This is a genomic window from Nocardiopsis nanhaiensis (genome assembly GCF_054778635.1).
This window is the reverse complement of the sequence record NZ_BAAGZJ010000029.1, coordinates 1-24,285: the sequence shown is the minus strand read 5'-3', so window position 1 is coordinate 24,285 and position 24,285 is coordinate 1. Positions and strand designations below refer to the sequence as shown.

Genomic DNA, 24,285 nt, shown 5'->3' with positions numbered 1-24,285 from the left:
GGGGACACCGGCGCTTCCGCAAGCCGTCAGCATCGGATGCGGACGCCGGAGCGCGCGGCGGACGCCCGGGAACGGCGGCCGCCACCGGAGCGCGCGGGCTCTTTCGGCGGATCGGACGGCTGGTCAGACCCCGCCCGCGAAGCCCCCGGTCGAGCCAGACCCGCCGCCGAAGACCACTGCTGAGATATGCGCGTTCGCCTGGGCCGTCAGCCGCTGGTGCTCCCGGACGAACAGGGTGTAGGCCTCGTCTCCTGGCCAGTCCGGCGGTTGGATCCCCTGGGGAAGATTCGGGTCGCGGAAGGGGAAGTGCCGGTAGTCCCAGACCAGCTTCACCCGGAGCCGCCACGCCTCCTCGTCACTGACCTGCTGCGCCGCGGCGTCCAGCTCGGCCCCCCACTCCTCGATGAAGCGCCGGTAGGCGACGGCCAGCTCCTCCAGGTCCCAGCACTGCGCGGCCAGCTCCTTGTCACGGGCCCAGCTCCCCGTGGACATCGTGACCACGTGGATCGTCGGATCGCTCTCGCAGCCCAGCAGTTCGTACATCTGCTCCCGGACGCTGTGGGGCGACACCCAGGTGGTGGAGTTCAGCTGGCCGAATCCCTCCCAGGCGAGCGTCCGCTTGAGCCGTTCACGCTGGCGCCGGCGGGTTTCCGGAATCTGGTAGAGCACCATGGTCCACTGGCCCGTCCAGGGGGAGCGCGACGGCGAGAAGATCCTCTCCCGCCCCTCGTCGAGGACCTTCAGGAGTTTCGGCGTCGCCGAGTAGAGCATCTCCCGGCCCTGCCGTTCGGCAGCCACCCACCCGTCCTTGCGCATGCGGGACAAGGTCACGCGAGTGGTCGCCGGCTCCACATCGAAGAGCGCCAGGAGCTCCACAATCTGGCCCAGCCGGATGCTGCCGCCCATATAGCGGACGTAGTCCCCGAAGAGGTCCATCACCAGGTCTTTCGGACGCACACCTACCCCTCTCAACTCGCTCCCGTGACCGACGGAAATCTACCGCGGCGCACTACTTGTGCTGCCGGTCACACTGTGCTTCCATCGCAAGTAATACATTATTAATGTGTATCGACGGCCAAGTGTCACACATTGAGTGCGTCAAGGAGCATCATGGCCACCACACCGAGCGACTCCTCCGCTCAGCGACGACCCGACTCCGCGGGCAACGGCGCAGGACCTCCCAAGAAGTCCGCTGCCGCGGTCATCGCCCTGTGCTTCGTGGCCATCGTCTTCGACGGCTACGACCTGGTCATCTACGGAGCGATCGTCCCCTCCCTGCTGGAGTACGAGCCGTGGGGCCTGACCCCGGTGCAGGCCGGAGCCTACGGCAGCTACGCACTGGCCGGCATGTTCGTCGGAGCCCTGATCGCGGGCTACCTCACCGACGTCGTCGGGCGACGCAAGGTGATGCTCTGGTGCATCACCTCCTTCTCACTGCTCATGGTCGCCACCGCGTACGCGCCGACACCGGAGCTCTTCGGCCTCTTCCGCTTCCTCACGGGCCTCGGACTCGGCGGCGTGATCCCCACCGCGATCGCCGTGACCGTCGAGTTCTCCCAGCCGCATCGACGGAACCTGAACAACGCGCTGATGTTCTCCGGCTACGCGGTCGGGGGCATTCTCTCCGCGCTCTGCGCGATGGCGCTCCTCGAGGCCATCGGGTTCCGGGGGCTGCTGGCGATCGGCGGGCTCCCCCTCGTCACGGTCGTGCCCCTCCTCTACATGCTCCTCCCGGAATCCCCCGCCTACCTGAGGGCGCGCGGCCGACACGAGGAGGCCGCCCGGATCACCGAGGACTACGGCCTCGCCCGTGAGGCGGAAACCGCGAGGACGCCCGCCCCTCCCGAGGGCACACCCACGAAGGACAACCAGTTCAAGGCGATTCTCAGCGGTCGCTGGGCCGTGGCCACGGTTCTCTTCTGCGTGGCGGGCATCGCGGGCCAGACGTTGGTCTACGGGCTGAACACCTGGATGCCCACCCTGCTCGTCCTGGCCGACTACTCCCTCACCTCGTCCCTGAGCTTCCTCCTGACCACGAACATAGGCGCGGTCATCGGAGCGGTGCTCTCCTCGCGGCTCGCCGACGCCTTCGGGCCCCGCTACGTGACGGCTGCGTCCTTCGTCTTCTCGGGCACGGCACTCCTCCTCATGGGAACCGGCATGTTCCCCCTGTGGGCCATGTACGTCCTCGTCGCCATCGTCGGCTTCGGCTCCATCGGCGCCCAGATCCTGATCAACGGCTTCGTGGCGACGTACTTCACCGACGCCACAAGGGCCACGGCGCTGGGCGTCACGCTCGGCATCGGCCGTATCGGCGCAGTCGTCGCCATCTCAGGAGGGGGAGTCCTCGTAGCCGCCGAGCTCAGCAACTTCAGCAACTTCGCGGTGTGGTCGGCGGCGGCCCTGGTCGGCGTCATCGCGGTTCTGACCGTTCCCGCGGTGAAACGAACCCCGAAAGCTTCCCCAACCCACTCGTAGAGAAACGGATCGCAAGAGAGGCAGCAATGAAATCCCACCTCATCATCGACAACGAAGCCAAGATCAGCAGTGACGGGAAGACCTTCACGAGAAGGCACCCGCTGACCGACGAGGTCATCAGCCACGCGACCGCGGCCACGCTGGACGATGCGATCGCCGCGGTCGAGTCAGCGGACGCGGCTTTCGAGACGTGGTCCAGGACCGGCCCGTCCGAGCGTCGGGCCATTCTGCTCAAAGCAGCGGACATCATGGAGAACCGGGCCGCGGAGTTCACCGAGACCATGACCCGTGAGGTCAGCGCCGCGCCGCTCTGGTCGGGTTTCAACACCCATTTGGTGGCCCAGCTCTTCCGGGAGGCAGCGGGGCTCGCCACGCAGATCCAGGGCGAGACCATCCCCACGGACAAGCCCGGGACCCTGTCCATGACCGTGCGGCAGCCGGCGGGCGTCGTGCTGAGCATCGCCCCCTGGAACGGTGCGGGCGTTCTCGCAGCCCGCGCCATCGCCTACCCGCTGGTCTGCGGGAACACCGTGGTGTTTCGGGCCTCGGAAGGAAGCCCGCGTTCTCATCAGTTGATCGCTGAAATCCTGCACGAGGCCGGACTGCCTTCCGGTGCCCTCAACTTCCTCACCAACGCCCCCGAGGACTCAGAAGCGCTCGTCGAGTCGATGATCGCCCACCGCGCGGTGCGCAGGGTGAACTTCACGGGCTCCACTGCCGTCGGCCGGATCATCGGTGAGAAGTCGGGGCGCCACCTGAAGCCCGCCCTCCTGGAGCTCGGCGGCAAGGCCCCCCAGGTCGTCCTGGACGACGCCGACATCGGCGACGCCGTCAACGCGGCGATCTTCGGGACCTACATGTACCAAGGCCAGATCTGCATGTCCACCGAGCGCTTCGTGGTCGACGAGGCCGTTGCGGAGGCGTTCGTGTCTGCCTTCGCCGAACGGGCCGCCCAACTGCCCGTCGGCGACCCCGCGGAGGACCCTTCCTGCGTGATCGGCCCCATGTACAAGCCCGAGTCCGGTGAGCGGATCAACCGCTTGATCGATGACGCCCTCGCCAAGGGCGCGACTCTCGTGACCGGGGGCAGGGCCGACGGCGCGGGCATGCAGCCGACCATCATCGACCACGTACGGCCCGGCATGGACATCTACGACCAGGAGACGTTCGGACCCGTCACGACCGTGGTCCGCGTGTCCGGTTTCGAGGACGCCGTCCGAACGGCTAATGATACTGAATACGGCCTGGCTGCCGCGGTTTTCGGACGCGACAGCACCCGGGCCCTGGAAGCGGCCATGCGCATCGACGCCGGGCACGTCCACGTCAACGGTGCGACTGTCCAGAACGAGGCCCAGGCTCCCTACGGGGGAATGAAGGCGAGCGGATACGGGCGGTTCGACGGCCGGGCCGTCATCAATGAATTCACCGACCTCAAGTGGATCACTGTCGAGCCCTCAGGCCAGCAGTACCCGATTTGAGCCCGGAAGAAAGGTACGCTCCATGCACGTCACAGCAGCGGTAGCACGGGGACCTCACCAGGATCTGTCCCTCGAGCAGGTGAGCCTGGACGGGTTGCGGGCGAACGAGGTCCGTGTGCGGATGGTGGCTTCAGGCGTCTGCCACACCGACCAGCTCGTCAGGGACCAGATCTACCCGACTCCCCTTCCAGCCGTTCTCGGCCATGAGGGGGCCGGCATCGTCGAGGACGTGGGAGCCGCGGTCACCACCGTGGAACCCGGTGACCACGTCCTCCTGGCGGCGGCGTTCTGCGGCAAGTGCCGGAGGTGCCGCTCGGGCGAGGTCGCCTATTGCGAGAACCTCTTCGCCGCCGACTTCGGCGGCCGCCGCCCGGACGGGTCGACCGCGTTCAGCACCGGGAACGAGAGTGTTTCGTCGCACTTCTTCGGGCAGTCGTCCTTCTCCTCGTACTCCAACGTCGTGGAGGAGAGCATCGTCAAGGTGCCCTCGGACATCCCGTTGGAAACGGCGGCACCACTCGGATGCGGAATCCAGACAGGCGCCGGAGCAATCCTCAACGAACTCCGGCCAGCTCCTGGGAGGTCACTCGTCGTCATCGGGACCGGCGCGGTGGGAGCCGGTGCGATCATGGCGGGCGCGGTGGCGCACTGCGCACAGATCATCGCCGTGGACATCCACAGCGATCGCCTGGAACTGGCGCGTGAGCTCGGCGCGACGGAAACCGTCAACACGCGCGAGACCGACCTCACGGAAGAGGTGCTTCGGCTCACGGGCGGCCTCGGTGCTGACTACGTCCTCGACACGACGGCTCGGCCCGAGGTCATGCGTCAAGGCGCTGACGCCCTCGCCCACCGCGGCACGTTCGGACTCGTGGGTGCGGCCGCCCCGGGCACCGAGGTCTCGTTCGAGATCGGGCAGTCACTCGTCAAGGGCTGGACCTTCAAGACGATCGTCCAGGGGAGCTCCGTCCCGCAGGTCTTCATTCCCCGGCTGCTGTGGCTGTGGCAACAGGGCCTGTTCCCCTTCGACAAACTGGTCAAGCACTACGAATTCAAGGACATCAACGATTGCTTCCGGGATTCGGCATCCGGGGCGACGGTCAAGCCCGTGGTCGTGTTCTAGTTCCCTCGTGCCGCGATAGTCAACGCGACGAAGTAGCCAGCTGGCCCCTGTGAATCGTTGCCGGACGGCTCGCTCTGCTCGCGCGGAGCGAGCCGTCGCAGCGGCGATCCGGGATCGGCGCCGCCTGGGGCAGCTTGACCGTGCATATCCGACCGACGATCTCATCTTCGCCTGTCAGCCACTTGAAGAACATCCCCTGGCATCGGCACTTGTTATTCTCGTACCTCGAATGGTCGATTGCAAACAACGAGACCGTCACATCCGAAGTCGCTGACATTCCGCTGACCCCTACAGTCAGCCGAAGCTCCAAGCACGAAAACCCATCCGAATCATCGGATTTTCACTTTCCGCGAGATGGTTCGGCTCCAGTTGTGAGCACGGATTATGAACAATCCTCCAGGTCACATCAAGGAACGCTCAGCTTTCATCGACAGATTCAGGATGCGACCCAAAGGATAAAGGCATAACTCAAGCACATGACAGGGGCGCCGAATCGATGCGCCCGAATTCGATGTCGATCACCTCGCAGACCGCTGGTCGGACACGAAGACCTACTCAACTAAGACGCCATTAACACTAGATGGCGAAACGGAACCCCAAGACCTCGAAAGCAGAATAGAACGATGACCAATCGCTCACGTGAATCCAATTCCCTCAAGGGTAAGGCTACTCTCTCATTCGGCCTCTCGGCCCTTCTCGGCGTGACACTGACAGGTTGTGGAATCTCCCCGCTCAACGGAGGGCAGGAAGACAGTCAAGGCTCAAGCGAACAAGCTGCACCAAATATTATGATGATCCTAATGGATGATCTTGGATATACTGATCTCGGTGCTTATGGAAGCGAGGTCGAGACTCCGAACATCGACGCTCTAGCACAGGACAGTGCACAGTTCACGGATTTTCACGTCACACCCCTATGCGCGCCAACCCGAGCCGAACTCATGACTGGCCAGAATCGCCACCAGGTCGGCTTGGGGTCGATGGAGGGCCTGACTCCACCAGGCGTTCCAGAGACTACTCCCGGCTATAAAGGTAGCTTGGAGGGTGAATTCACGGGCATATCTGAACTGCTGGGAGACGCGGGTTATGACACTTACCAGGTTGGCAAGTGGCACCTGGGTGGCGATGAAGGGCAAACCCCCCAGGATCTGGGATTTGATGAGAACTTCACCCTATATGACGCTGGCGCGTCATACTTCTCGGACGGGCACCGTCTGTTTAATAGGGGCGAAAAACCGGAAGACACCGTAATCTATGAAAGCAACGGAGAGTTGGTGGACTCCTTGCCTGAGGACTTTTTCGCCACCCGGTCGTTCACTGACGAGATGATCGAAATGGTCGATCAGAACGCCGATTCAGATCTGCCCTTCTTCGGCTATCTTGCACACATTGCGCCCCATGATCCATTGCATGTAGAAGATACGAATCTCATCGATCATTACCTCGCTACGTATCCTGGCGACTACAATTATGAGGATCTTCGAGAAGACCGAATCGAACGCATGTACCAACTGGAGCTGATTGACAGTGATGTAGATACTCGATGGCTGGAGAGCTCTCCGGGATGGGACTCCCTGACTACTGAGCAGCAGGAAGACATGGCTTATCGCATGGCTGTCTACGCGGCAGTTATACATGAAACAGACGAGCAAATCGGCCGACTTATTGACCACCTCGAAGAGACGGGCCAGTACGACGAGACGCTGATCGTCCTAGCGAGTGATAACGGTGCTTCGGCCAGCACCCAGAAAAACTACAATGCGTTTGCTCGCGACGGGTGGCACGAAGAAACCTACCCATTGTTGAATGAGATGGAGTCGTATGGGCTCCAGGGGTCATTCCCCTCCATTGGACTTCCTAACGCGCAGGTTGCCTCCGGACCGTACTTTCAAGCCAAGAACACTCTGATGGAAGGGGGAACACGTGTTCCCGCGCTCATCAAGACTCCCTCGTCAAATGGCGATAGTGAACACAGGATCGTCGACAGTCTAGCCCACATCCACGACCTATACCCAACATTCGCCGAATATGCAGGGGTGGATCTCGAATCTGCGGAGAATCTGATAGGTGACTCCGCCAAACCGCTGCTGGAAGGCACCTCAGACACTATCGGCGACGACGAGATCGGGTGGGAGCACTTCGGACACCGCTCGTACAGGTCGGGTGACTGGAAGCTAAACTTCACTCCGGAGCCCATGGGCGGCACCGGGAAGTACGCACTGTATGACCTTGCCAATGATCCGGGTGAAACCGACGATATCATTGACGACCATCCCGAAATTGGCGAGGAACTGGCTCAGAAGTGGGACCTGTTCGCGGAGGACAACGGAGTCGTGGTTGTTGACTTCGAAGATGTCAATGAAGGCGCGCAGGATATTGCCGATGCGTGGTACGCCATCGACTGGTCCCACGAGGCCTCCGACGAGGAGGAGGCTGTGAATGATTAATTGCTGCTGCCCGGGTTCAGAACTACATCGCTATTACCAGAGAGGAGTTCTGGGGACTACTGGAACAATTCCAAAAAGCCCCGGTTCCTCCGCTCAACTGGGACCATCAGACGAGCTAGTAAGGATTCCCGCTGGAACATTCTCAATGGGCGACCACTGGGGCGCGGGGTACCCTGCAGATGGCGAAACTCCAGTCCATGACGTCCGTTTAGAAAGCTTTCTCATGGGGGCTACTACGGTGACCAACGCTCAATTTGAAACGTTCGTAGAGGAGACTGGATACCGAACCACAGCTGAACTGCACGGCGTTTCAGCTGTGTTCTACGCAGCGTTTCAGGGGCCGCGTTCAGCGATTCTTCACCAAGTAGCAGGAGTTCCGTGGTGGCTCGCGGTGGACGGTGCAGATTGGCGACACCCCAACGGCCCAGACTCAGGCATTGAGGAAAAACCGGACCATCCCGTCGTCCACGTCTCCTGGGATGATGCCGTTGCCTACTGCTCTTGGAGAGGCGCACGGCTGCCAAGTGAAGCTGAATGGGAATATGGAGCCCGTGGTGGACTGGAAAGGAAAAAATATGCATGGGGCGACCAGCTCACCTTAGAAGGAAAGTGGAACTGCAATATATGGCAAGGAAAGTTCCCCATCGATAACACCGCAGAGGATGGGTACCTGACCACGGCGCCGGGTAGAACCTACCAGCCCAATGGGTACGGCCTGTGGCAGATGGCCGGGAACGTTTGGGAATGGTGCCTGGACTGGTTTGCTGCCGATTATTATTCCCATTCGAAGTTTGCCGACCCCTGCGGTCCCTCTTCGGGCGATTATCGCGTAATGAGAGGTGGCTCCTACCTCTGCCATAACTCGTATTGCAATCGATACCGAGTCTCAGCTCGGAGCTACAACACGCCCGATGCCACTTCGGGGAATATCGGTTTCCGATGTGCGACCAGCGATCCCCGTTGACGGCAGTACCATTCAATTGGATCACTGCGGATTTGTGGGGTGGGCCGTCGGGTTGGGGCCCAATTCTGGGAGATCGTCCAGGCCTCGGGCTGCTCCTGGTAGCGAGCCGATGGCCTGTTCGGTGTCAACAGCGCCACCGCCGCAGGCACTGCACCGTCAAGGACAGCCGCGAGATGGTCTTCTCCGTCACCGATCTGAACGCTCACCAGGTTTCACCTGCGGAGTTGGCCGCTCATGCCCGTGGCCACCGGACGGTGGAGAACCGGGTGCACTACGTGCGGGACGTGACCTTCAAGGAGGACACCCGCCGCACCCGCATCGGAGTAGCACCGGTCGTGCTGGGGGCTTTGCCGGATCTCGTCCACCAGGCGCTGACCGCCACGGAGGGGAAGAACCTCGCGTCAGGCCGCAGGGCCCACACTGATCCGGACAAGGTCTCAAACTCCACGGCATCACTCCAGACCGTATGGATCTGAACCGCGAGAACTCCGGGGCCCCCCGGGATGCGCAATGCGGTCCTGACGGCCGTGGTGAATAGCAGGGCCGGTAACTCCTCTTGATGCCTCGCTTTGCTGCGTCGGCGACTTCGGCCAAGTGTTCCCCGGCCACATTGGCCAACCCCCGTGTCTTGATGGCGGACCACACAATCTCCACGGGGTTGAGTCCGGGGGCACCACCATGCGTCCGCGCCATCACGCACCAACTCGTTGGATGCGGTGTCGGTCACCTGTCTGTTGACCCCGACGCGACGTCACCCTGTTGAGTGGGCGGCGTCAAGCACCACGAACGGAAGGCTTCCCCGTGAACGATCCGACAGAACGAACACACCTTGAAGCCGCCGATTACGCCCGCGCTGAGCAGATGCTCGCGCCCTACCGGTCCCGCCTCATCCCGCAGGCCGCCGTCGCACCACAGTGGTCCGGCGACGGCACGCGGTTCTGGTACTCATCAGGGACACGGCACGTCGTGGTCGACCCGGCGGCGGGCACCAGGCGCGACGCGTTCGACCACGATCGGCTCGCCGCGGCGCTGACTCAAGCCTCGGGGCGTGCGGTCGAGGCCGACGCTCTGCCGCTGGTGTCCCCCGACCTCGAAGTCCCGGGCCGCGAGGCCGACGTGATCCGCTTCTCGGCGTTCGATTCCCGGTGGGAGTGGTCGGATCGTGACGGGTCCTGCACCCGGATCGACGGCGAACATCTCGCGGGACCGGGCGAGGTCGCCTCACCGGACGGGGCGTGGGTGGCGTTCCGCCGCGACGGCAACGTGTGGGTACGCAGCCGCGACGGCCAACGGGAGTTCGCGCTCACCGAGGACGCCGAGCCGGACTGGGAGTACGGCGGCCTGCCCGACCCCACCACGAAGGTAACGCTGACCTCGCAAGGCCTGGGGTCGCTGCTCATGGCCGAGTGGTCCCCCGACTCCACCCGCCTGCTCACCCACCGGATCGACCAGCGAGGACTGCCCGAACAGGTGCTGGTGGAGTCAGCTCCCCCCGGCGGCGGGCGGCCGGTGGAACACCGCATCCGCTACCCCATGCCCGAAGACGAGGCCCAGGCCACGGTGTCCTGGAACGTGCTCGACGTCGGTACCCGAGAGGTCGTCGGCGAGCAAGGCGACCCGGAGGTCCTCTCGGTCCACAACCTCTCGCGGCGGTGGTGGGCGGGGGAGAAAGGCCACGCGATCCACGTCCTGCACCAGTCGAGGGACGGACGCACCGTGGAGCTGCGCCGTCTGGACCCGGCCACCGGGGCACGGACGACGTTGATCACCGAGACCGACCGCACCCGGGTCGACCCCTCCCCCTACCTCCACCTCCCACCGGTGATGCGTGTACTGGACTCCGGGGAGATCCTGTGGTGGTCCCAGCGCGACGGCTGGGGCCACCTCTACCTCTACTCCGCCGACGGCGGGCGGGCCGAACAGGTCACCGAAGGGTCGTGGCCGGTCCACCGGGTGCTGTGGGTCGACGAGGACCGCCGCCAGGTGTGGTTCCTCGCGTGCGGACTCCACGCCGACGATCCCTACGTGCGACAGATCTGTCGAGTGGACCTGGACGGCAGCGGGTTCGTACGGCTCACCGACGACGACCTCGACCACGACGCGGTCAGCCCGCCGCAGGGCGGCTATCTCGTCGACCGGGCCTCGAACGTCGCCACGCCACCGCGGACGCGGGTGCTCGACGGCGACGGGCAACTGCTGGTCGAGCTCGAAGCCCCGGACACCGCATCACTCGAAGGGGCGGGCTGGAGTCCGCCCGAGCGGTTCCGCACCCTCGCCGCCGACGGACGCACCCCGATCTACGGGGTTCTGTGGCGCCCGCACGGCTTAGACCCGGCCCGGCGCTACCCCGTCATCGACCACTGCTACCCCTGCCCCAACACCCCCCGAGCCTCACCGGCGTTCGGAAATGTGTTCACCGGGGAGCCCGAGGCACTGGCCGCGCTCGGGTTTGCCGTGGTCGCGATCGACGGCCGCGGCACCCCGATGCGCACCAAGGCGTTCCTGGACCACTCCTACACGGGGGACCTGGGCATGTCGGCGGCGCTGGCCGACCACGTCGCCGCGATTCGCGAGCTGGGGCGCCGCCACTCCTGGTTGGACACCGACCGGGTGGCCATGACCGGCCATTCCGGGGGCGGGTTCGCCACGGCCCGCGCCCTGCTTACTCACCCGGAGTTCTACTCCGTGGGTGTCGCGCAGGCCGGTGCCCACGACTTCACGATCTACCTGCCGTTCTGGGCCGAACAGTTCTGCGGCGAGCCAAGCGCGGAGAACCGCCGGGCCATGGTCAACGCGCACCTGGCCGCCAACCTGCGCGGAAAGCTCCTGCTGATCGACGGGGAGCTCGACGACAACGCGCTGCACTACCAGAGTCTGCGCCTCGTCGACGCGCTCATCGACGCCGACGCCGACGTCGACATGCTTCTCGTGCCCGGTGCCGACCATAGTTTCACCGGCCGCCATCACTACATCACGCGGCGGACCTGGGACTACCTGGTGCGCCACCTGCACGGCACCGAACCCCCGGCGTACCGCATCGCTCCGCTCCCGCCGATGCCCGAGTGGGCCCTCATCCCGTCCTGAGGACGCGGCCGTAGGACCCACCTGGAGTCACAGCCGGTTCAGGACGGCCCCGAAGCAACGGACTGTTGCTCGGGGGCCGTCCTGGTCGGCGATGCCGCCACGATGACCCTGCCCGATGCGGACACTGTGGCGGTTCGCGAGCTGGGCACCGACGAGCACCGCTTCGCCGGCACCCGGTTCCTGCTCGACCTGGAGACCCGCTCACGGCGGCGGATCGAGCCGTTGCGGGTCATAACGCTGTAGGCACGTCGCGGGGACGAATGAACGGGTCTCATACCTCGACGTTCCTCCGTATCGTCGGCGCCCCACCCGCCCGTTACCGGGCCGAGAAACGCCGAGGCGTGTCCGCCCCGGTCGTCTCCTGACCGCGGGCGCTCGGCGCGCACGCGGTCAGGAGACGGGGCGCATGTCACGAAGCCTCCGAGGAGCGCCCTCCCAGGTGCTTCGCCAAAAAGCTCTCGAGCCTGCTGTACAGCTCGATGTTGCTCTCGGAGTTGATGAACCAGTGCCCCTCGTTCTCGTTGAGCAGGTACTCCACCCCGGCGCCGCGGGCGCGCAGGGCTTCGAAGACGCGGTCGGAGTTGCGACGCTGCACGCGCACGTCGCCGGCGCCGTGGATGAGCAGCACCGGCGCGGTGATGTCGTCGACCCGGCTGTTCGGAGAGCGGGCGAGCATGTCCGCCCTCTGCCCGGGCATCTCGGGGTCGCCGAAGTAGCGCAGGTAGCTGTTCACGAGGCTGCGACGGGCGAACGGGACGACCCCTTCGGCCAGGTCCACAAGGTCGGACATGCCGGTGTAGCTGATGGCGGCGGCGAACCGGCCCGGGGTGAACGCGGCCCCCACGAGGACGGCGTAGCCGCCGTAGGAGCAGCCGTAGATACCGGCCCGGGAGGGGTAGGTGCAGCCCTGGGCGACGGCCCAGTCGACGGCGTCCATCAGGTCGTCGTGCATCTTGCCCGCGAACTCGCCGATCGCGGCCTGGGTGTGGGCCTTGCCGTAACCGGTCGAGCCGCGCATGTTGACCTGGAGCACCGCGTAGCCGCGGTTGGCCAGCAGCTGCACCTCGGGATCGTACACCCAGCTGTCGCGGTACCACGGTCCTCCGTGCACCAGCACGACCGTGGGTAGGTCGCGCTGCTCGACACCGGCCGGCAGGGTGAGGTGGACGGGCAGGAGCAAGCCGTCGCGCGCGGTGACGGTGACAGGGGTTACGGGGGCCATCTGGGCCGGGTCCAGGTGCGGGAAGGACCGGAACAGGCGGCGTGCCAGCCCTGTGGAGTGGTCGTAGAACCAGGTCACGCCCGGGTCTCGGTCGTGGGTGAAGTCCACCACCCAGCGCTGTCCGGTGGCGTCGCTGGATACGTGCGCCAGGTCCCCATTGGAGAGTTCGGCCAGGTTCGACAGCACCTCGGCGACGTGCGGGGCGAGTGCGCGGATCTCGTGGCGGGCGCCGAGATTGCGGGCGCCGAGCAGCTGCCCGGTGGTCGCGTGCACGATCACCGAGGAGGAGGTAGCGCGGTTCGGCCTCAGGGCGCGGGGTGTCCAGGTCGAAGACGGGGTGGGAGTCCACCTCGGTCTGCTCACCGGTCTCCAGGTCCAGGTGGACCAGGCGGATGAAGTTCGAGCCGGCGGCCACCCAACCGAGGACGTCGCCGGGGTTCTCGGCGGCGGTGGTCAGCTCGCCGGTGTCCAGGTCCAGCTCGTACAGGTCGATCAAGTCAGGGCGGCGCTAGTTGAGTTGCACGAAGGCCGACCCGACCGGTCCGAGGACAGTCTGGCGCCCATCAGCCGCACACCCTCGTCGGGAGTGAGGTCGACCTCGGGCTCCTCGGGCCGGGTCAGGTCGACCCGGTACAAGTGCGCGTTCTCGTCACCGTTCTTGGCCTGCTGGGAGAGCAGGTAGCGGCCGTCGGTGGTCCAGAAGGCGGCCTCGATGTTGCGTTGGGCGTTGGCGGTGACGCGCCGTGCGTCCGAGCCGTCGACGTCGTCGGGGGCGGACCAGTCCGAGTCCAGGTGGCGAACGAACACGTTCAGCCGCCCCAGCCACGGGGAGAGGTAGGCGGCCTTGGTGCCGTCCGGGGACAGTAGGGCTCTGCTGCGGACGGGCGGACCGAAGGACTCTTCGACGGTGATCAGCTTCGACGGGGTGGTCATGGTGAATCCTCCTGGTCGGTGGGTCCGGAGACACCAGCCAACACCCTGACGACGCATCGGGCTCAAGCCTCGTGCGAGCCGGGCCGTTCCCGTGCGAGGCGCTGCTGGATGGCGCGCACAACGCGGTGCTGCACCGGGCGGAGGCTGCGGGCGCCCAGCTGGTCCAGCAGCGCGGGGGCGCGGGGGTCGAGGGACGACATGCTCTCCGCGGTCGTTACGAGCGGTCGGCTCTGCTCGACCCATTCATCGATCAGTGCCTCGACTTCGTGATCAGGGGTGTCGGCATCAAGGGCGTAGAAGCGAGCGGTCAGCCTGGCGGAGGCCGCCCTGGCGTCCTCCGGGATATCGAACAGTGCGGCCAGAACCGCCGCGCCCTTCTCCCCGAGCAGATGAGCGATCAGGATGAGCTGGTCGCGCTCGTACCTGACCATGTCCTCGGGCACTCCCGGACTGGGCGCGGCAGGCCCGGCGGAGAGCTCCGGCGGCAGGTCCAGCGGGGCCCCGGTGTTGCGCAGCACGTCGATGCTGGCGCGGCGAGCGGTGAGCCGTTCGATCTCGGCGGCGGCCTGGCGATCGAGCTGGTCGAGCAACTCCGCGGCTACCGTGGCATCGTCCAGCACCTCGGGGAGGGCGGACAGTGGGACACCCAGCGCCGTCAGTCGCGTAATTCGCAGGACGCGCACGAGGTGGCCGACATCGTACTGCCGGTAGTCCCCGGATGTTCGCGGCGGCTCGGGCAGCAGCCCGATCTGGTGATAGTGGCGCAGCGCGCGTACGGTGACCCCGGCCAGACCGGCGAGTTCACTGCTGAGCATCGGGCATCTCCTTCGATTCCAGGTCGCGCAGGGCGCGCGAGGCGATCACGGTTAGCAGCACCAGGATCCACACCCCGGTGACGCCCACTGCTGCCAGCAGAGGCGAGCCGAGCTCCGCGAGCACACCCGCCAGCCCGATTCCCGCTGGTGCGGCGACCATCAGCAGAGATGTCTTGACGCTGAGCACCCGTCCGAGAAGGGCGCCGGGGGTGTGCTGGACCTGCAGCACGCCGGTGACCGATCCGACCACGGAGTTGCCGAGCCCCAGCACCACCGCTCCCGCGAACACCAACCCAGGGGAGAGGAGCGAGGTCATCAAAGCGAATCCCACAGAGGCGACGATGCACCCCGCCGACAGCCATGTGCGCGCTGACAGCCGGGCTCCGATGCCGCGATAGATCGTCGCTCCGACCAGCATCCCGGCTGCCAAGGCGGTGAGGACCAGGCCCAGGAGGTCGGGGCGGGCCAGGAGGTCGAAGTACACCGGCATCACCACTCCCTGCAGTCCGCCGATCGCGACGGCCAGACCGAGGACCAAGAAAATCGTACCCAGTAGGAATCGGCTCCGGCCTACGACGACCAGGCCGTCGACGAGCTCGCGCCGAAGGGGCCGACGCGCACCGGGGGAGGAGCCGACCTCACCGAGACTGCGCGGCAGCGTCCGGGTCAACACCGCTGCGAGCGTGGAGGTGGCCGCGGTGATCCACAGCACGGACATGGAGTCGACAGTGGCCAGCAGTACGCCGGCCGCTGCGGGACCGATCACCAGGGCGACGGATGTCAAGGCCTGGCGCAGGGCTACCACGCGCCGCAGGTCGATACCGGTGTGCCGGGCCACCATCGGTGCGAGGACCTCACGGGCCGTGATCCCCGGAACGTCCCCGAATGCGCCCAGGATGCCCAACAGGATGAACCACACCAGGTCCAGTCCCCACAGCATGTCCATCACAGGAAGTGCGGCGATCGCCGCGGCGGAGATGACATCCGAGACCACCGAGGCCGTACGCCGGTTGATCCGGTCGATGATCACCCCGCCAAGGAAGCCGACCAGGACGGAGGGGACCGCGGTCGCGACCGCCAGGGCGGACATGCCCAACGGGCTACCCGTGGTCTGCAGGACAATCAGCGGCAGCGCTACCGAGGCTATGCCGTTGCCGAGCAGGCTCAGCAGGTGAGACGCGTAATAGACAAGTGCGACGAATGGCATTTGGCCAGGAAAGACCCTGACGTCACGTCGGGGTCAAGCACGAAGGGCCGTTCCCCCTTGACTGTGGACACCTGTTGATCAGGCGGCGACCATCCACTCCTCGTAGTCGCGGGTCTGCCGGATCACCTGGCGCCAGGCCCGGTCGCGTACCTCTCGGGCGAGCGCGCCGTCCAGCAGCAGGGCACGCAGCTCCGCCAGGTCCGTGGGGCGTGCGTCGGGGTAGGGCTGGACGAGTACTCGCGGCTGAACAGCTCCCAGTCCCGGACGGGCTCGAAGGCGACCACGCCAGCGCACCTGTCAGTGGCTGACTCACAGCGGCGGTCGATGTCAGCGGGGTGACCGTCGGCCGACATGTACTCGGCGGCGAACCAGGCAACGAAGCTACGTGGGAGCGATCTCGCCATGGGAGCTTCCCCAGGTCAGGAAACGTGAGAGTCGACGAGGGGACCTGAATCCCTAACCTGTAACTTATATAAGCCATCATTGACATCCTGAAGTCATGCACGCCTTCGACGTTCTCGGCGACCCGGTCAGACGGCGCCTCCTGGAGCTCCTCGCCGACGGGGAACTCAGCTCCGGCGAACTGAGCGCTGTGGTCAGCGAGGAGTTCGGGATCAGTCAGCCCGCTGTCTCCCAGCACCTGCGGGTGCTGCGGGACAGCGGGTTCACGACTGTCCGGGCCGTGGGCACCCGGCGCCTGTACTCCGTCGACGCCGATGCCCTGCGCCCCGTGGACGACTGGTTGGACCCGTTCCGCCGGTTCTGGGCTCCGCGACTGGCCGCGCTGGACACCGAGATCGCCAGGGGGAAGCGGCAGCGACGCAACCAGGGGGAACCATGACTGAGCGCACACCCGTCGACGTCGACGGCCAGATCAAGGCCGTGTCCCGGGCTCTGACCACCGGGGAACGGGACGGAAGGAAGACGCTGGTGACCGCGATCAGCCAGCGCTACGACACCACGGTCGACGACCTCTGGGAGGCCTGCACCTCGCCCGAACGACTCCCCCGCTGGTTCGCCCCGGTCTCCGGTGACCTTCGGTTGGGCGGGACGTACCAGGTCGAGGACAACGCGAGCGGCACCATCGAGGCCTGTGATCCGCCCCGCGCTTTCAGCGCCACCTGGGAGTTCGGCGGCCATGTCAGCTGGATCGCCGTCCGGGTGGACCCCGACGGTGAAGGCGCCCGTCTGACTCTGGAACACATCGCCTACGCCGAGGTGGAGGCGGAGTTCTGGAAGCAGTTCGGCCCGGGCGCCACCGGCGTCGGCTGGGACCTGGCCTTCCTCGGCCTGGAGCGGCACCTGCACGCGGGGGCGAACACGCCCCAGGAGGCCGACGGTTGGGAGGGGACCGAGGAGGGCCGCCGCTTCATCACCGCCAGCAGCACGTGCTGGGGCGACGCGAGTGTGGAGATGGGTACCCCGCGAGGGGAGGCCGAGGTGGCCCGGGACCGCACCACCGCGTTCTTCCTGGGTGAGGGTCCCGGGGCGCAGGGCTAGGGCGGGGTGCTGGACCGATTACGCGTTCGCGCCGCTCAGATCTCCCGGTGACGTCCCAGGTCAGCCAAGCGTTCACCCTCGGCGAGCCCGTCGGCGAGGTCCTCTTCGGAGAGCAGGGCCCGGACCGCCTCGAACACCCTCCGACCGTCCGGATGGGCCGCGGACTCGGGAACGGCGTCCGGCGCGTACGTGCTGACCGGCCCCGGCCCCCGGGCTGCCCGGGCCGCACCGAGGTACCGGCTGGCCCGTTTGCCGTCGCCCGCTCGGGCCCAAGCCCCGGCCAGGCCCTCCAGCGCCGGTGCGGCCATGGGCGGGGAGCCGGTGCCGAGAGCCAGTTCGAGTGCCTCGCCGTGCGCGGCCAGGGCCGCCGCCACATCCCCGTCCGCCTCGGCCAGAAAGCCCCGCTCCACGAGGGCGACCGTGTGCAGCGCCGACACGGGCGCCTGGCCGAACACCTCGAACCAGCCGCGGAGCCGCTCCGCCGCGCGTTCGTGCTCGCCCTCCAGTCTGGCCCCGGTGACCAGACCCAGCACGGCGTGGCACTCGCCGTAGACCTCCCCCATCTCGACGGCCGTGGCCCGCGCCCGCTCGTGCAGGCGTGCGGCCTCGCCGTAGTCGTCCCGTTCGCGGTCGCCGCGCAGGAGGAGGACCCTGCCCAGCGAGGAGAGCCAGAAGCACAGCTCGCCCCGCATCTCCAAGCCTTCGGCCAGCTCCAGGGCCTCCCCCGCGATCCGGACGGCCTCCTCGTATTCCCCGCGCACCTCCGCGTCGCGGCACAGGACGGAGTCCGCGCGCAGCCGGCCCCACCCGCTGCCGAGCGAGCCGAACAAGTGCCACGCCCGTTGTGCGGCCGCCCTGACCTCGGCGTTCTTACCTCGGAGCTGATCGAGCTGGGCGTTGGAACACAGGGCCCGGGCCAGGCCCCACGTGTCGTCGTGCTCGGTCAGGACGGGCAGTGCGGCACCCAGGTGTTCCTCCGCGGCGGCCAGCTCACCGACCTCCACCAGGAACGAGCCCACCTGTTGCTGTGCCCGGGCCCGGTCCACCGGCTCTTCGGCCGCGTCGAACCGCTCCACCGACCGCCGTGCGGCGCCCACGGGGTCGTCGGTGGCGGCGAGGAACACCTCCAGCAGGGTCCGTTCCGTGACAGCCCTGGCCCGGTGGACCGAGGCGCCGCCGTCCATCTCCAGGGCGGTACCGAGCTCCCGGTAGGCCGCCCCGAAGCGGCCGCGCAGCCAGCGGTGCCAGGAGGTGGCGACGGCCAAGCGCAGGGCCTCGTCGGTGCGACCGGCAGAGACCGCGTGGTCGAAGGCCGCACGGATGTTGGCGGTCTCGGTGTCCAACCGGCGCGACCAGGCCACCTGGTCGGGTCCGCGCAGCCCGGTGTCCGCGCGTTCGGCGAGGTCCAGGTAGTAGCTCAGGTGCCGGTCGCGTACAGCCCCGGCCTCGCCCGCCTCCACCATCCGCTGCTCGGCGTAGCCGGCGACGGTCTTCAACAGCCGGTAGCGCAGACCCCCGCCGTCGTCCGCGGCGACGACCAGGGAACGGCCGACCAGCCTGGCCAGGGGTTCCATCACTCCGTGGGCCTCGATCCCGTCGCCAGCGCACACCGCCTCCGCCGCGGGAAGGCCGCATCCTCCCGCGTGGGCCGCCAGCCTGCGCAGGACCAGGCGTTCGGGTTCGGTCAGCAGGTCCCAACTCCAGTCGACCACCGCCTGCAGGGTCCGCTGCCGGTCGGGGACCCCGCGCGCACCTCCGGCCAGCAGCCCGAAGCGGTCGTCCAGGCGCGCCGCCAGCTCCTCCACACCGAGCGCGCGCACCCGGTTGGCCGCCAGTTCCAGGGCCAGGGGCAGCCCGTCCAGCCCGCGGCAGATCACGTCGACCAACGGTCGGGTCCGTTCGTCCAGGGTGAAGCGGGGTGCGGCCGCACGTGCGCGTTCCACGAAGAGCCGCGTCGCGCCGGGTAGGTGGCCCTCCCCCAGATCCCCCGGTCCGTCGGGGTCCGCTGGGAGTTCCAGGGGTGACACCTCCAGGACGGTCTCACCGGGAGCGGTCAGGGGCTCCCGGCTGGTGGCCAGACAGTGCACGGTCGGCGCCTCGGCCAGCAACCGCCGCACCAGGTCGGCGACCGCTTCCACCACGTGCTCGCAGTTGTCCAGCACGACCAGGGTCTTGGTGGATCGGAGCGCCTCCGCGAGCAGAGTGACGGGGCCCCCGCTCCCAGTCCTGCCGACGCCGGTGTCGCGGAGCCCCGCCGCCGCGGCGATCGTCTCGGCCACGCTCGCCCCCTGGTGAGCCCCGGAAGGCAGTGCGCCCAGCTCCACCCACCAGACCCCGCCCGCGAAGGCCGGTCCGAGCTTGGCCGCGGCCTCCAGCGCGAGCCGGGTCTTGCCCACACCGCCGGGCCCGACCAGGGTCACCAGCCGCTCCGACACCGCCCCGGCAAGGACGTCCTCAATGTCGCGCTCCCTACCGATGAGGGCGGTGGCCGGTGCGGGGAGGTTGGTTCGGGGGCGCGGCGGTCGGCTCTCCGAGGGCTCCCCCGCCTTCTGTGGCGCCCAGGGGCCCTGCGCGTCGGGGTCGGCGCCGAGCACCGGGTCCTGCTGGAGGATCTCCCGGTGCAGCGCGGAGATCCGGCGGCCGGGGTCGGCGCCCAGTTCCCCGGCCAGCTGGTGCCGCAACCGTTCGAACACGGCCAGCGCCTCGGCTTGGCGGCCGGAGAGGTAGAGGGCCCGCATGCGCAGCTCCTGCACGCTCTCGCGCAGCGGCTCGGCCCGGGCCGGTTCGGCGAGCTCGTCGACGACCCTGCGGTGTTCACCGAGCGCGAGCCGGGCCTCGGCCCGCTCCTCCACGGCGCCCGCGCGCTCCTCCGCCAAACCGGCGGCCACCGCCTCGGCGAAGGGCGCGTCCACGAACCCCGCCAGCGCCGGTCCCCGCCACAGGCCGAGCGCCTCGGTCAGCGCCTCGACCCGTTCCCGCCCCGAGAGCTCACGCGCCCGTTTCCGAAGCTCGCGGAAGCGCCAGGCGTCCACCTCCCCGCTGTCGACTGCCAGACGGTATCCGGCGGCCGAGCGGACCACCCTGGCGCGCCCGTCGGGTTCCACCCCGTCCAGCACGGTGCGCAGCTTGGACAGGTTGGAGCGCAGCACGCGCTCGGGGTTCGCGGGAGGCCGGTCAGCCCAGAGGTCGTCGGCGAGCGTGTCCGCGCCGACCGGACGCCCCTCGCGGACCAGCAGCCCGACCAGCAGCGTTCGCACCTTCGCCTCGGGGACCGGGACCACCACTCCGTCGTCGCGCCGTACCTCGAGTGCCCCCAGAACCCCGATTCGCATGCGTTCAGCCTAGGCCTCCGGGCAGCGGGGATCGAGTGGGATTTCGGCGGACGCCCGGGGCCGGGGCTTTTCCGAAACCCCTCCGGGCGAGAGTGCGGGCAGTTCACAACGACACCAGGAAAGGGGAAGACATGCCTCCCCGCACACCCACCCACCCGTCCGGAACGGCCAGACCCCCGACACGGTCGGCCGGGGCCCGCGAGTGGACCGGCCTCGCGGTCCTCACTCTCCCCGTCCTCCTGCTCGCGATCGACCTCACCGCCCTGCACCTGGCCCTGCCGCACCTGGCCGCGGACCTCGCCCCGACCGGCGCCCAACAACTGTGGATCCTCGACATCTACGGCTTCATGATCGCCGGGTTCCTCATCACCATGGGCACCCTCGGCGACCGGATCGGCCGCCGCAGACTCCTCCTCATCGGCGCCGCGGCCTTCGGGGCCGCCTCCGTGGCCGCCGCGTACTCCACCAGCCCGGAGATGCTCATCGTCACCCGGGCCCTCCTCGGCATCTCCGGCGCCGCCCTGATGCCCTCGACCCTGTCGCTGATCCGGAACATGTTCCACGTGCCCCGGCAGCGCGCCCTGGCGATCGCCGTCTGGGGTGCCGCCTTCTCCAGCGGCGCGGCGATCGGCCCGCTGGCCGGGGGTGCGCTACTCGAGTGGTTCTGGTGGGGTTCGGTCTTCCTCATGGGTGTCCCGATCATGCTGTTGCTGCTGATCGCCGGACCGTTCCTGCTGCCCGAGTACCGCGACCCGCAGCCCGGCCGTCTCGACCTGGCCAGCGTGCTGCTGTCGCTGGCCGCGATCCTGCCGCTGGTGTACGCGGCCAAGGAGGCGGCCAGCAGCGGCTGGGGATGGCCGACCGTCACGGCCCTGGCGGCGGGTGTGCTGTTCGGGTGGTGGTTCATCCGCAGGCAGCGGAGGCTGGACAGCCCGCTCGTGGACCTGAGCCTGTTCCGGAACCGGCCCTTCTCCGTGGGCCTGGCCAGCATGATGCTCGGCGCGCTGAGCATGGGCGCCTTCGTGTTCCTGTTCGCGCAGTACCTCCAGCTCATCCACGGTCTCACCCCGCTCCAATCGGGACTGTGGATGGTGCCCTTCGCCGCCGCCAGCGTGATCGCGTCGATGTCCACCCCGGCCATCGGGGCGCGGCTCGGCACCCCCAACACCGTGTCCCTGGGGCTGGCACTCTCCGCGATCGGCTTCGCGGTCCTCGCCCTGGTATCGGCCGACTCGCCGCTGGCGCTGATCGTCACCGGCTCGATGGTCCTGGCCGTCGGCCTGGCCCCGCTGATGGTCCTGGTGATCGACCTGGTCATCTCGTCCTCTCCCAAGGAGAAGAGCGGTTCGGTGTCGTCGATGTCCGAGACCAGCTCCGAGCTCGGGGTGGCCATGGGCATCGCCACCCTCGGCACCGTTGTCAGCGCGGTCTACCGCCAGGTGATGGCCGGACCCCTTCCCTCAGGCGTGCCACCCGAGGCCGCGGACGCCGCCCGGGACAGCCTCCCCAGCGCGGTCGCCACCGCCCAGAACCTGCCCGCCGAAACCGCCGACGCGCTCATGTCCCAGGCCCGAGAGGCCTTCATGACCGGGATCACCGTGGTCGGTTACACGGGCGTCGCCCTGCTCCTGGTGCTCGCCGCCGTCACAGGGCTCTTCCTCCGACCCGCCAAAACCACCGGAAACAACGAGAACAACACCCTCAAGGAGAAGGCATGAACCCGCAGCAGACCAAGAAGTTCAAGGTCGCCGTCATCATCGGCAGCACCCGCGACCGCCGTTTCGGCCCCGTCCCCGCCCGCTGGATCGCCGAGCAGGCCAGCCTGCGCGAGGATCTGACCGTGGACGTCATCGACCTCCAAGAGGTCCAACTGCCGGACGTGATCGCCGCCCGCCACGAGGAGCAGGCCACCACCGAGGACGACCCCGCCGTCGCCAACGTCCGAGCACTCTCCACGCGCCTGGCCGCGGCGGACGCGTTCATCGTCGTCACCCCCGTCTACAACCGGGGCTACCCGGGGACCCTGAAGAACGCCATCGACTGGTTCTTCGAGGAGTGGGCGGCCAAGCCGGTCGGCTTCGTCTCCTACGGGGGCATCGGTGGCGGTATCCCCGCCGTCGAGCAGCTCCGCCAGGTGTTCAACGAGGTGCACGCGACCACCATCCGCGAGGCGCTGAGCTTCGCGCAGTTCTGGGAGTGCTTCGACGCCGGGGGACAGCCCATCCGCCGCGAGGCCACCCTGGGCGCGTCCAAGGAATTCCTGGACCGCCTCACCTGGTGGGCCCGCGCCCTGCGCACCGCCCGCGAGGACCACCCCTACGAAGTCTGATACGAAATCCGGCGAAGTCTGACACGGCGTCTGGTCAGGGGCCTGACGAGGAAACACAGGGTGCCGGGGTCGTTCGGGAAGCGGCCTCGGCGCCTAGTGCGTCGGCCGCCTCATCAGCATTGGAGTGTGCTGAGGTTGAATTGATTCCTGCGCTCCTGGATTCCTGCAGACCTGGATTTTCGGATTTCCGGATTTTCGATTTTCCCTGTTCCGACTGGGGGCCTTTCGGGCTGGGGTGTCCTCCTTTCCCGCCGCCCGATTGTGGCCGTCTCCGCTGCGCGCGTCAAGGTCGTCGCCATCGAGCGCTTCGCGCCAAGACCGCGTAGTTAGCGCTCCGGGCCCGATGTCAAGTCCGTAACACCACACCCCTGCACCCATGACAAAACAACGGGACCTCCGATAAAACGCAGGAAATCGACCAAGATCCACCTGCACCCGGAGGCCCCGTTGCCCGACCAGTATGCCACCACCACCCACACCCGCACCATCACCGTGGCCCAAGGCCCCTACGCCCCCGGCCACCTAGGCGAACTCACCCGCTACCTGCCCTTCGACCTCGTCGATGACGCCCTGCAGCGCACCCACACCCAGCAACAACGCCTCACCACCCTGCCCGCCCGCGTCGGTGCCTACTTCGTCCTAGCCCTGACCCTGTTTCCCCACGTGGGCTACACCCGCGTCTGGGACAGCCTCGTCGCCGGACTGCACGGGCTGCCCCTGCCCCGCCCCAGCGAAGCCGCGCTGCGCCACCTACGCCGACGCCTGGGACCCGCCCCCTTCACCACCCTCTTCGAGACCATCGCCGTCCCCCTGGCCCAACCCACCACCCCCGGCACCTGCTACCGGCACCTGCGCACCGTGGCCTTCGACGCCTGCCACTCGATCAAAGCCCCCGACAGCAAACGCAACCTGACCTGGCTACGCAAGATCGACCAACCCCACGGCCAGGAGGGCTACCCCCGCCTGCAGGTCACCGCCCTGTGCGAGACCGGCACCCGCTCCCTACTCGGCGCCACCATCAGCCCCGCCCCCAGCGGCGAACCCGACCAAGCCCGCCAACTCCTGGACCTACTCACCCCACAGATGCTGGTCCTAGCCGACCAGGCCTACCAAGGCAACACCTTCCTGAACCAGACCGCCGCCACCGGCGCCCAGTTCCTGATCCGGTTGCACCCGCGCCGCCGCCCCCGGGTCGAAACCCTGCTACCCGACGGGTCCTACCTGACCCACCTAGACGGGCTCAAAGTCCGCATCATCGAAGCCCGCATCACCGCCACCACCGACGACGGCGAACAGATCCAGGGCCTGTACCGGCTGGCCACGACCCTGCTCGACCACCACACCGACCCCGCCCACCAGCTCCTGGCCCTCTA

General features: G+C 67.5%; 20 protein-coding genes. 13 read left to right on the top strand and 7 right to left on the bottom strand.

The annotated features are described in order from the left end of the window. Nucleotides 1-123 precede the first annotated feature (123 nt). Nucleotides 124-957 carry a PaaX family transcriptional regulator gene (locus tag ACYVD1_RS15670; protein WP_460772730.1) on the bottom strand — a complete coding sequence of 278 codons (834 nt, stop codon included), beginning with the start codon at nucleotides 955-957 and terminating at the stop codon, nucleotides 124-126. A 153-nt stretch (nucleotides 958-1,110) separates the two neighbouring features. Here ACYVD1_RS15670 and ACYVD1_RS15665 point away from each other — a divergent pair, with 153 nt between their 5' ends. The 8 genes from ACYVD1_RS15665 to ACYVD1_RS15630 all read left to right on the top strand — a co-directional run bounded on the left by ACYVD1_RS15665 (nucleotide 1,111) and on the right by ACYVD1_RS15630 (nucleotide 11,817). Continuing rightward, nucleotides 1,111-2,478: an MFS transporter gene (locus ACYVD1_RS15665; protein ID WP_460772727.1), complete on the top strand. Its 1,368-nt coding sequence runs from the start codon at nucleotides 1,111-1,113 to the stop codon at nucleotides 2,476-2,478. 26 nt (nucleotides 2,479-2,504) lie between these two features. Beyond that, nucleotides 2,505-3,956 carry an aldehyde dehydrogenase gene (locus tag ACYVD1_RS15660; protein ID WP_460772724.1) on the top strand — a complete coding sequence of 484 codons (1,452 nt, stop codon included), beginning with the start codon at nucleotides 2,505-2,507 and terminating at the stop codon, nucleotides 3,954-3,956. Between the two features lie 22 nt (nucleotides 3,957-3,978). Continuing rightward, nucleotides 3,979-5,079 carry an NAD(P)-dependent alcohol dehydrogenase gene (locus ACYVD1_RS15655; protein ID WP_460772721.1) on the top strand — a complete coding sequence of 367 codons (1,101 nt, stop codon included), beginning with the start codon at nucleotides 3,979-3,981 and terminating at the stop codon, nucleotides 5,077-5,079. A 623-nt stretch (nucleotides 5,080-5,702) separates the two neighbouring features. Then, nucleotides 5,703-7,526, top strand: coding sequence for a sulfatase-like hydrolase/transferase (locus ACYVD1_RS15650; protein WP_460772717.1), 1,824 nt, complete (start codon nucleotides 5,703-5,705; stop codon nucleotides 7,524-7,526). Further along, nucleotides 7,519-8,490 carry a formylglycine-generating enzyme family protein gene (locus ACYVD1_RS15645; RefSeq protein ID WP_460772714.1) on the top strand — a complete coding sequence of 324 codons (972 nt, stop codon included), beginning with the start codon at nucleotides 7,519-7,521 and terminating at the stop codon, nucleotides 8,488-8,490. The genes ACYVD1_RS15650 and ACYVD1_RS15645 overlap by 8 nt, the downstream gene beginning before the upstream one ends. 173 nt (nucleotides 8,491-8,663) lie before the next feature. Then, the gene (locus ACYVD1_RS15640) at nucleotides 8,664-8,966 is read left to right on the top strand and encodes a hypothetical protein (RefSeq protein WP_460772711.1); all 303 of its coding nucleotides are present in this window, start codon (nucleotides 8,664-8,666) and stop codon (nucleotides 8,964-8,966) included. 325 nt (nucleotides 8,967-9,291) lie between these two features. Next, nucleotides 9,292-11,574 carry a S9 family peptidase gene (locus ACYVD1_RS15635; protein ID WP_460772708.1) on the top strand — a complete coding sequence of 761 codons (2,283 nt, stop codon included), beginning with the start codon at nucleotides 9,292-9,294 and terminating at the stop codon, nucleotides 11,572-11,574. A 102-nt stretch (nucleotides 11,575-11,676) separates the two neighbouring features. Next, the gene (locus ACYVD1_RS15630) at nucleotides 11,677-11,817 is read left to right on the top strand and encodes a hypothetical protein (protein WP_460772705.1); all 141 of its coding nucleotides are present in this window, start codon (nucleotides 11,677-11,679) and stop codon (nucleotides 11,815-11,817) included. A gap of 166 nt (nucleotides 11,818-11,983) precedes the next feature. Here the strand turns inward: ACYVD1_RS15630 and ACYVD1_RS15625 are convergent, their stop codons facing one another. The 5 genes from ACYVD1_RS15625 to ACYVD1_RS15605 form a co-directional block, all read right to left on the bottom strand. Next, nucleotides 11,984-13,075, bottom strand: a complete 1,092-nt coding sequence (locus tag ACYVD1_RS15625; RefSeq protein WP_460772702.1) for an alpha/beta hydrolase family protein — start codon at nucleotides 13,073-13,075, stop codon at nucleotides 11,984-11,986. A 213-nt stretch (nucleotides 13,076-13,288) separates the two neighbouring features. Further along, nucleotides 13,289-13,729, bottom strand: a complete 441-nt coding sequence (locus tag ACYVD1_RS15620) for a TolB family protein (RefSeq protein WP_460772699.1) — start codon at nucleotides 13,727-13,729, stop codon at nucleotides 13,289-13,291. A gap of 62 nt (nucleotides 13,730-13,791) precedes the next feature. Continuing rightward, nucleotides 13,792-14,544: a MerR family transcriptional regulator gene (locus tag ACYVD1_RS15615; RefSeq protein ID WP_460772697.1), complete on the bottom strand. Its 753-nt coding sequence runs from the start codon at nucleotides 14,542-14,544 to the stop codon at nucleotides 13,792-13,794. After that, nucleotides 14,531-15,751: an MFS transporter gene (locus ACYVD1_RS15610; RefSeq protein WP_460772695.1), complete on the bottom strand. Its 1,221-nt coding sequence runs from the start codon at nucleotides 15,749-15,751 to the stop codon at nucleotides 14,531-14,533. Before ACYVD1_RS15610 ends, ACYVD1_RS15615 begins: the two co-directional genes overlap by 14 nt. A 78-nt stretch (nucleotides 15,752-15,829) precedes the next feature. After that, the gene (locus ACYVD1_RS15605; protein ID WP_460772692.1) at nucleotides 15,830-16,045 is read right to left on the bottom strand and encodes a hypothetical protein; all 216 of its coding nucleotides are present in this window, start codon (nucleotides 16,043-16,045) and stop codon (nucleotides 15,830-15,832) included. Between the two features lie 205 nt (nucleotides 16,046-16,250). Between ACYVD1_RS15605 and ACYVD1_RS15600 the strand changes: the two genes are divergently transcribed. Together ACYVD1_RS15600 and ACYVD1_RS15595 are read left to right on the top strand one after the other, a co-directional pair. Beyond that, complete coding sequence (locus ACYVD1_RS15600; protein ID WP_460772690.1) at nucleotides 16,251-16,592, top strand: ArsR/SmtB family transcription factor; 342 nt, start codon at nucleotides 16,251-16,253, stop codon at nucleotides 16,590-16,592. Next, a complete protein-coding gene (locus ACYVD1_RS15595; RefSeq protein ID WP_460772687.1) occupies nucleotides 16,589-17,251 on the top strand; it encodes an SRPBCC family protein in 663 nt (220 codons plus the stop codon). Before ACYVD1_RS15600 ends, ACYVD1_RS15595 begins: the two co-directional genes overlap by 4 nt. 35 nt (nucleotides 17,252-17,286) lie before the next feature. On the opposite strand, the gene ACYVD1_RS15590 is transcribed toward ACYVD1_RS15595, so the two are convergent. After that, the gene (locus ACYVD1_RS15590; protein WP_460772685.1) at nucleotides 17,287-20,583 is read right to left on the bottom strand and encodes a BTAD domain-containing putative transcriptional regulator; all 3,297 of its coding nucleotides are present in this window, start codon (nucleotides 20,581-20,583) and stop codon (nucleotides 17,287-17,289) included. 131 nt (nucleotides 20,584-20,714) lie between these two features. On the opposite strand from ACYVD1_RS15590, the gene ACYVD1_RS15585 reads away from it, so the two are divergent. From ACYVD1_RS15585 to ACYVD1_RS15575, 3 genes are all read left to right on the top strand, one after another. After that, on the top strand, nucleotides 20,715-22,301 hold the full coding sequence (locus tag ACYVD1_RS15585; RefSeq protein WP_460772682.1) for an MFS transporter: 1,587 nt from the start codon (nucleotides 20,715-20,717) through the stop codon (nucleotides 22,299-22,301). After that, nucleotides 22,298-22,912 (top strand): NADPH-dependent FMN reductase, encoded by a 615-nt coding sequence (locus ACYVD1_RS15580; protein WP_460772680.1) that lies wholly within the window; start codon nucleotides 22,298-22,300, stop codon nucleotides 22,910-22,912. Before ACYVD1_RS15585 ends, ACYVD1_RS15580 begins: the two co-directional genes overlap by 4 nt. Before the next feature lie 447 nt (nucleotides 22,913-23,359). Continuing rightward, nucleotides 23,360-24,285 (top strand): transposase domain-containing protein (locus tag ACYVD1_RS15575; protein WP_460772678.1); only part of this gene is annotated, 926 nt, incomplete at its 3' end.

What these genes read in the sequence shown, in the direction of transcription:
- ACYVD1_RS15645 (WP_460772714.1), top strand. Translation starts at nt 7,519, where the DNA reads ATGATTAATTGCTGCTGCCCGGGTTCAGAACTACATCGCTATTACCAG.
- ACYVD1_RS15600 (WP_460772690.1), top strand. Translation starts at nt 16,251, where the DNA reads ATGCACGCCTTCGACGTTCTCGGCGACCCGGTCAGACGGCGCCTCCTG.
- ACYVD1_RS15595 (WP_460772687.1), top strand. Translation starts at nt 16,589, where the DNA reads ATGACTGAGCGCACACCCGTCGACGTCGACGGCCAGATCAAGGCCGTG.
- ACYVD1_RS15610 (WP_460772695.1), bottom strand. Translation starts at nt 15,751, where the DNA reads ATGCCATTCGTCGCACTTGTCTATTACGCGTCTCACCTGCTGAGCCTG.
- ACYVD1_RS15590 (WP_460772685.1), bottom strand. Translation starts at nt 20,583, where the DNA reads ATGCGAATCGGGGTTCTGGGGGCACTCGAGGTACGGCGCGACGACGGA.
- ACYVD1_RS15640 (WP_460772711.1), top strand. Translation starts at nt 8,664, where the DNA reads ATGGTCTTCTCCGTCACCGATCTGAACGCTCACCAGGTTTCACCTGCG.
- ACYVD1_RS15620 (WP_460772699.1), bottom strand. Translation starts at nt 13,729, where the DNA reads ATGACCACCCCGTCGAAGCTGATCACCGTCGAAGAGTCCTTCGGTCCG.
- ACYVD1_RS15655 (WP_460772721.1), top strand. Translation starts at nt 3,979, where the DNA reads ATGCACGTCACAGCAGCGGTAGCACGGGGACCTCACCAGGATCTGTCC.
- ACYVD1_RS15580 (WP_460772680.1), top strand. Translation starts at nt 22,298, where the DNA reads ATGAACCCGCAGCAGACCAAGAAGTTCAAGGTCGCCGTCATCATCGGC.
- ACYVD1_RS15630 (WP_460772705.1), top strand. Translation starts at nt 11,677, where the DNA reads ATGACCCTGCCCGATGCGGACACTGTGGCGGTTCGCGAGCTGGGCACC.
- ACYVD1_RS15660 (WP_460772724.1), top strand. Translation starts at nt 2,505, where the DNA reads ATGAAATCCCACCTCATCATCGACAACGAAGCCAAGATCAGCAGTGAC.
- ACYVD1_RS15585 (WP_460772682.1), top strand. Translation starts at nt 20,715, where the DNA reads ATGCCTCCCCGCACACCCACCCACCCGTCCGGAACGGCCAGACCCCCG.
- ACYVD1_RS15650 (WP_460772717.1), top strand. Translation starts at nt 5,703, where the DNA reads ATGACCAATCGCTCACGTGAATCCAATTCCCTCAAGGGTAAGGCTACT.
- ACYVD1_RS15665 (WP_460772727.1), top strand. Translation starts at nt 1,111, where the DNA reads ATGGCCACCACACCGAGCGACTCCTCCGCTCAGCGACGACCCGACTCC.
- ACYVD1_RS15615 (WP_460772697.1), bottom strand. Translation starts at nt 14,544, where the DNA reads ATGCTCAGCAGTGAACTCGCCGGTCTGGCCGGGGTCACCGTACGCGCG.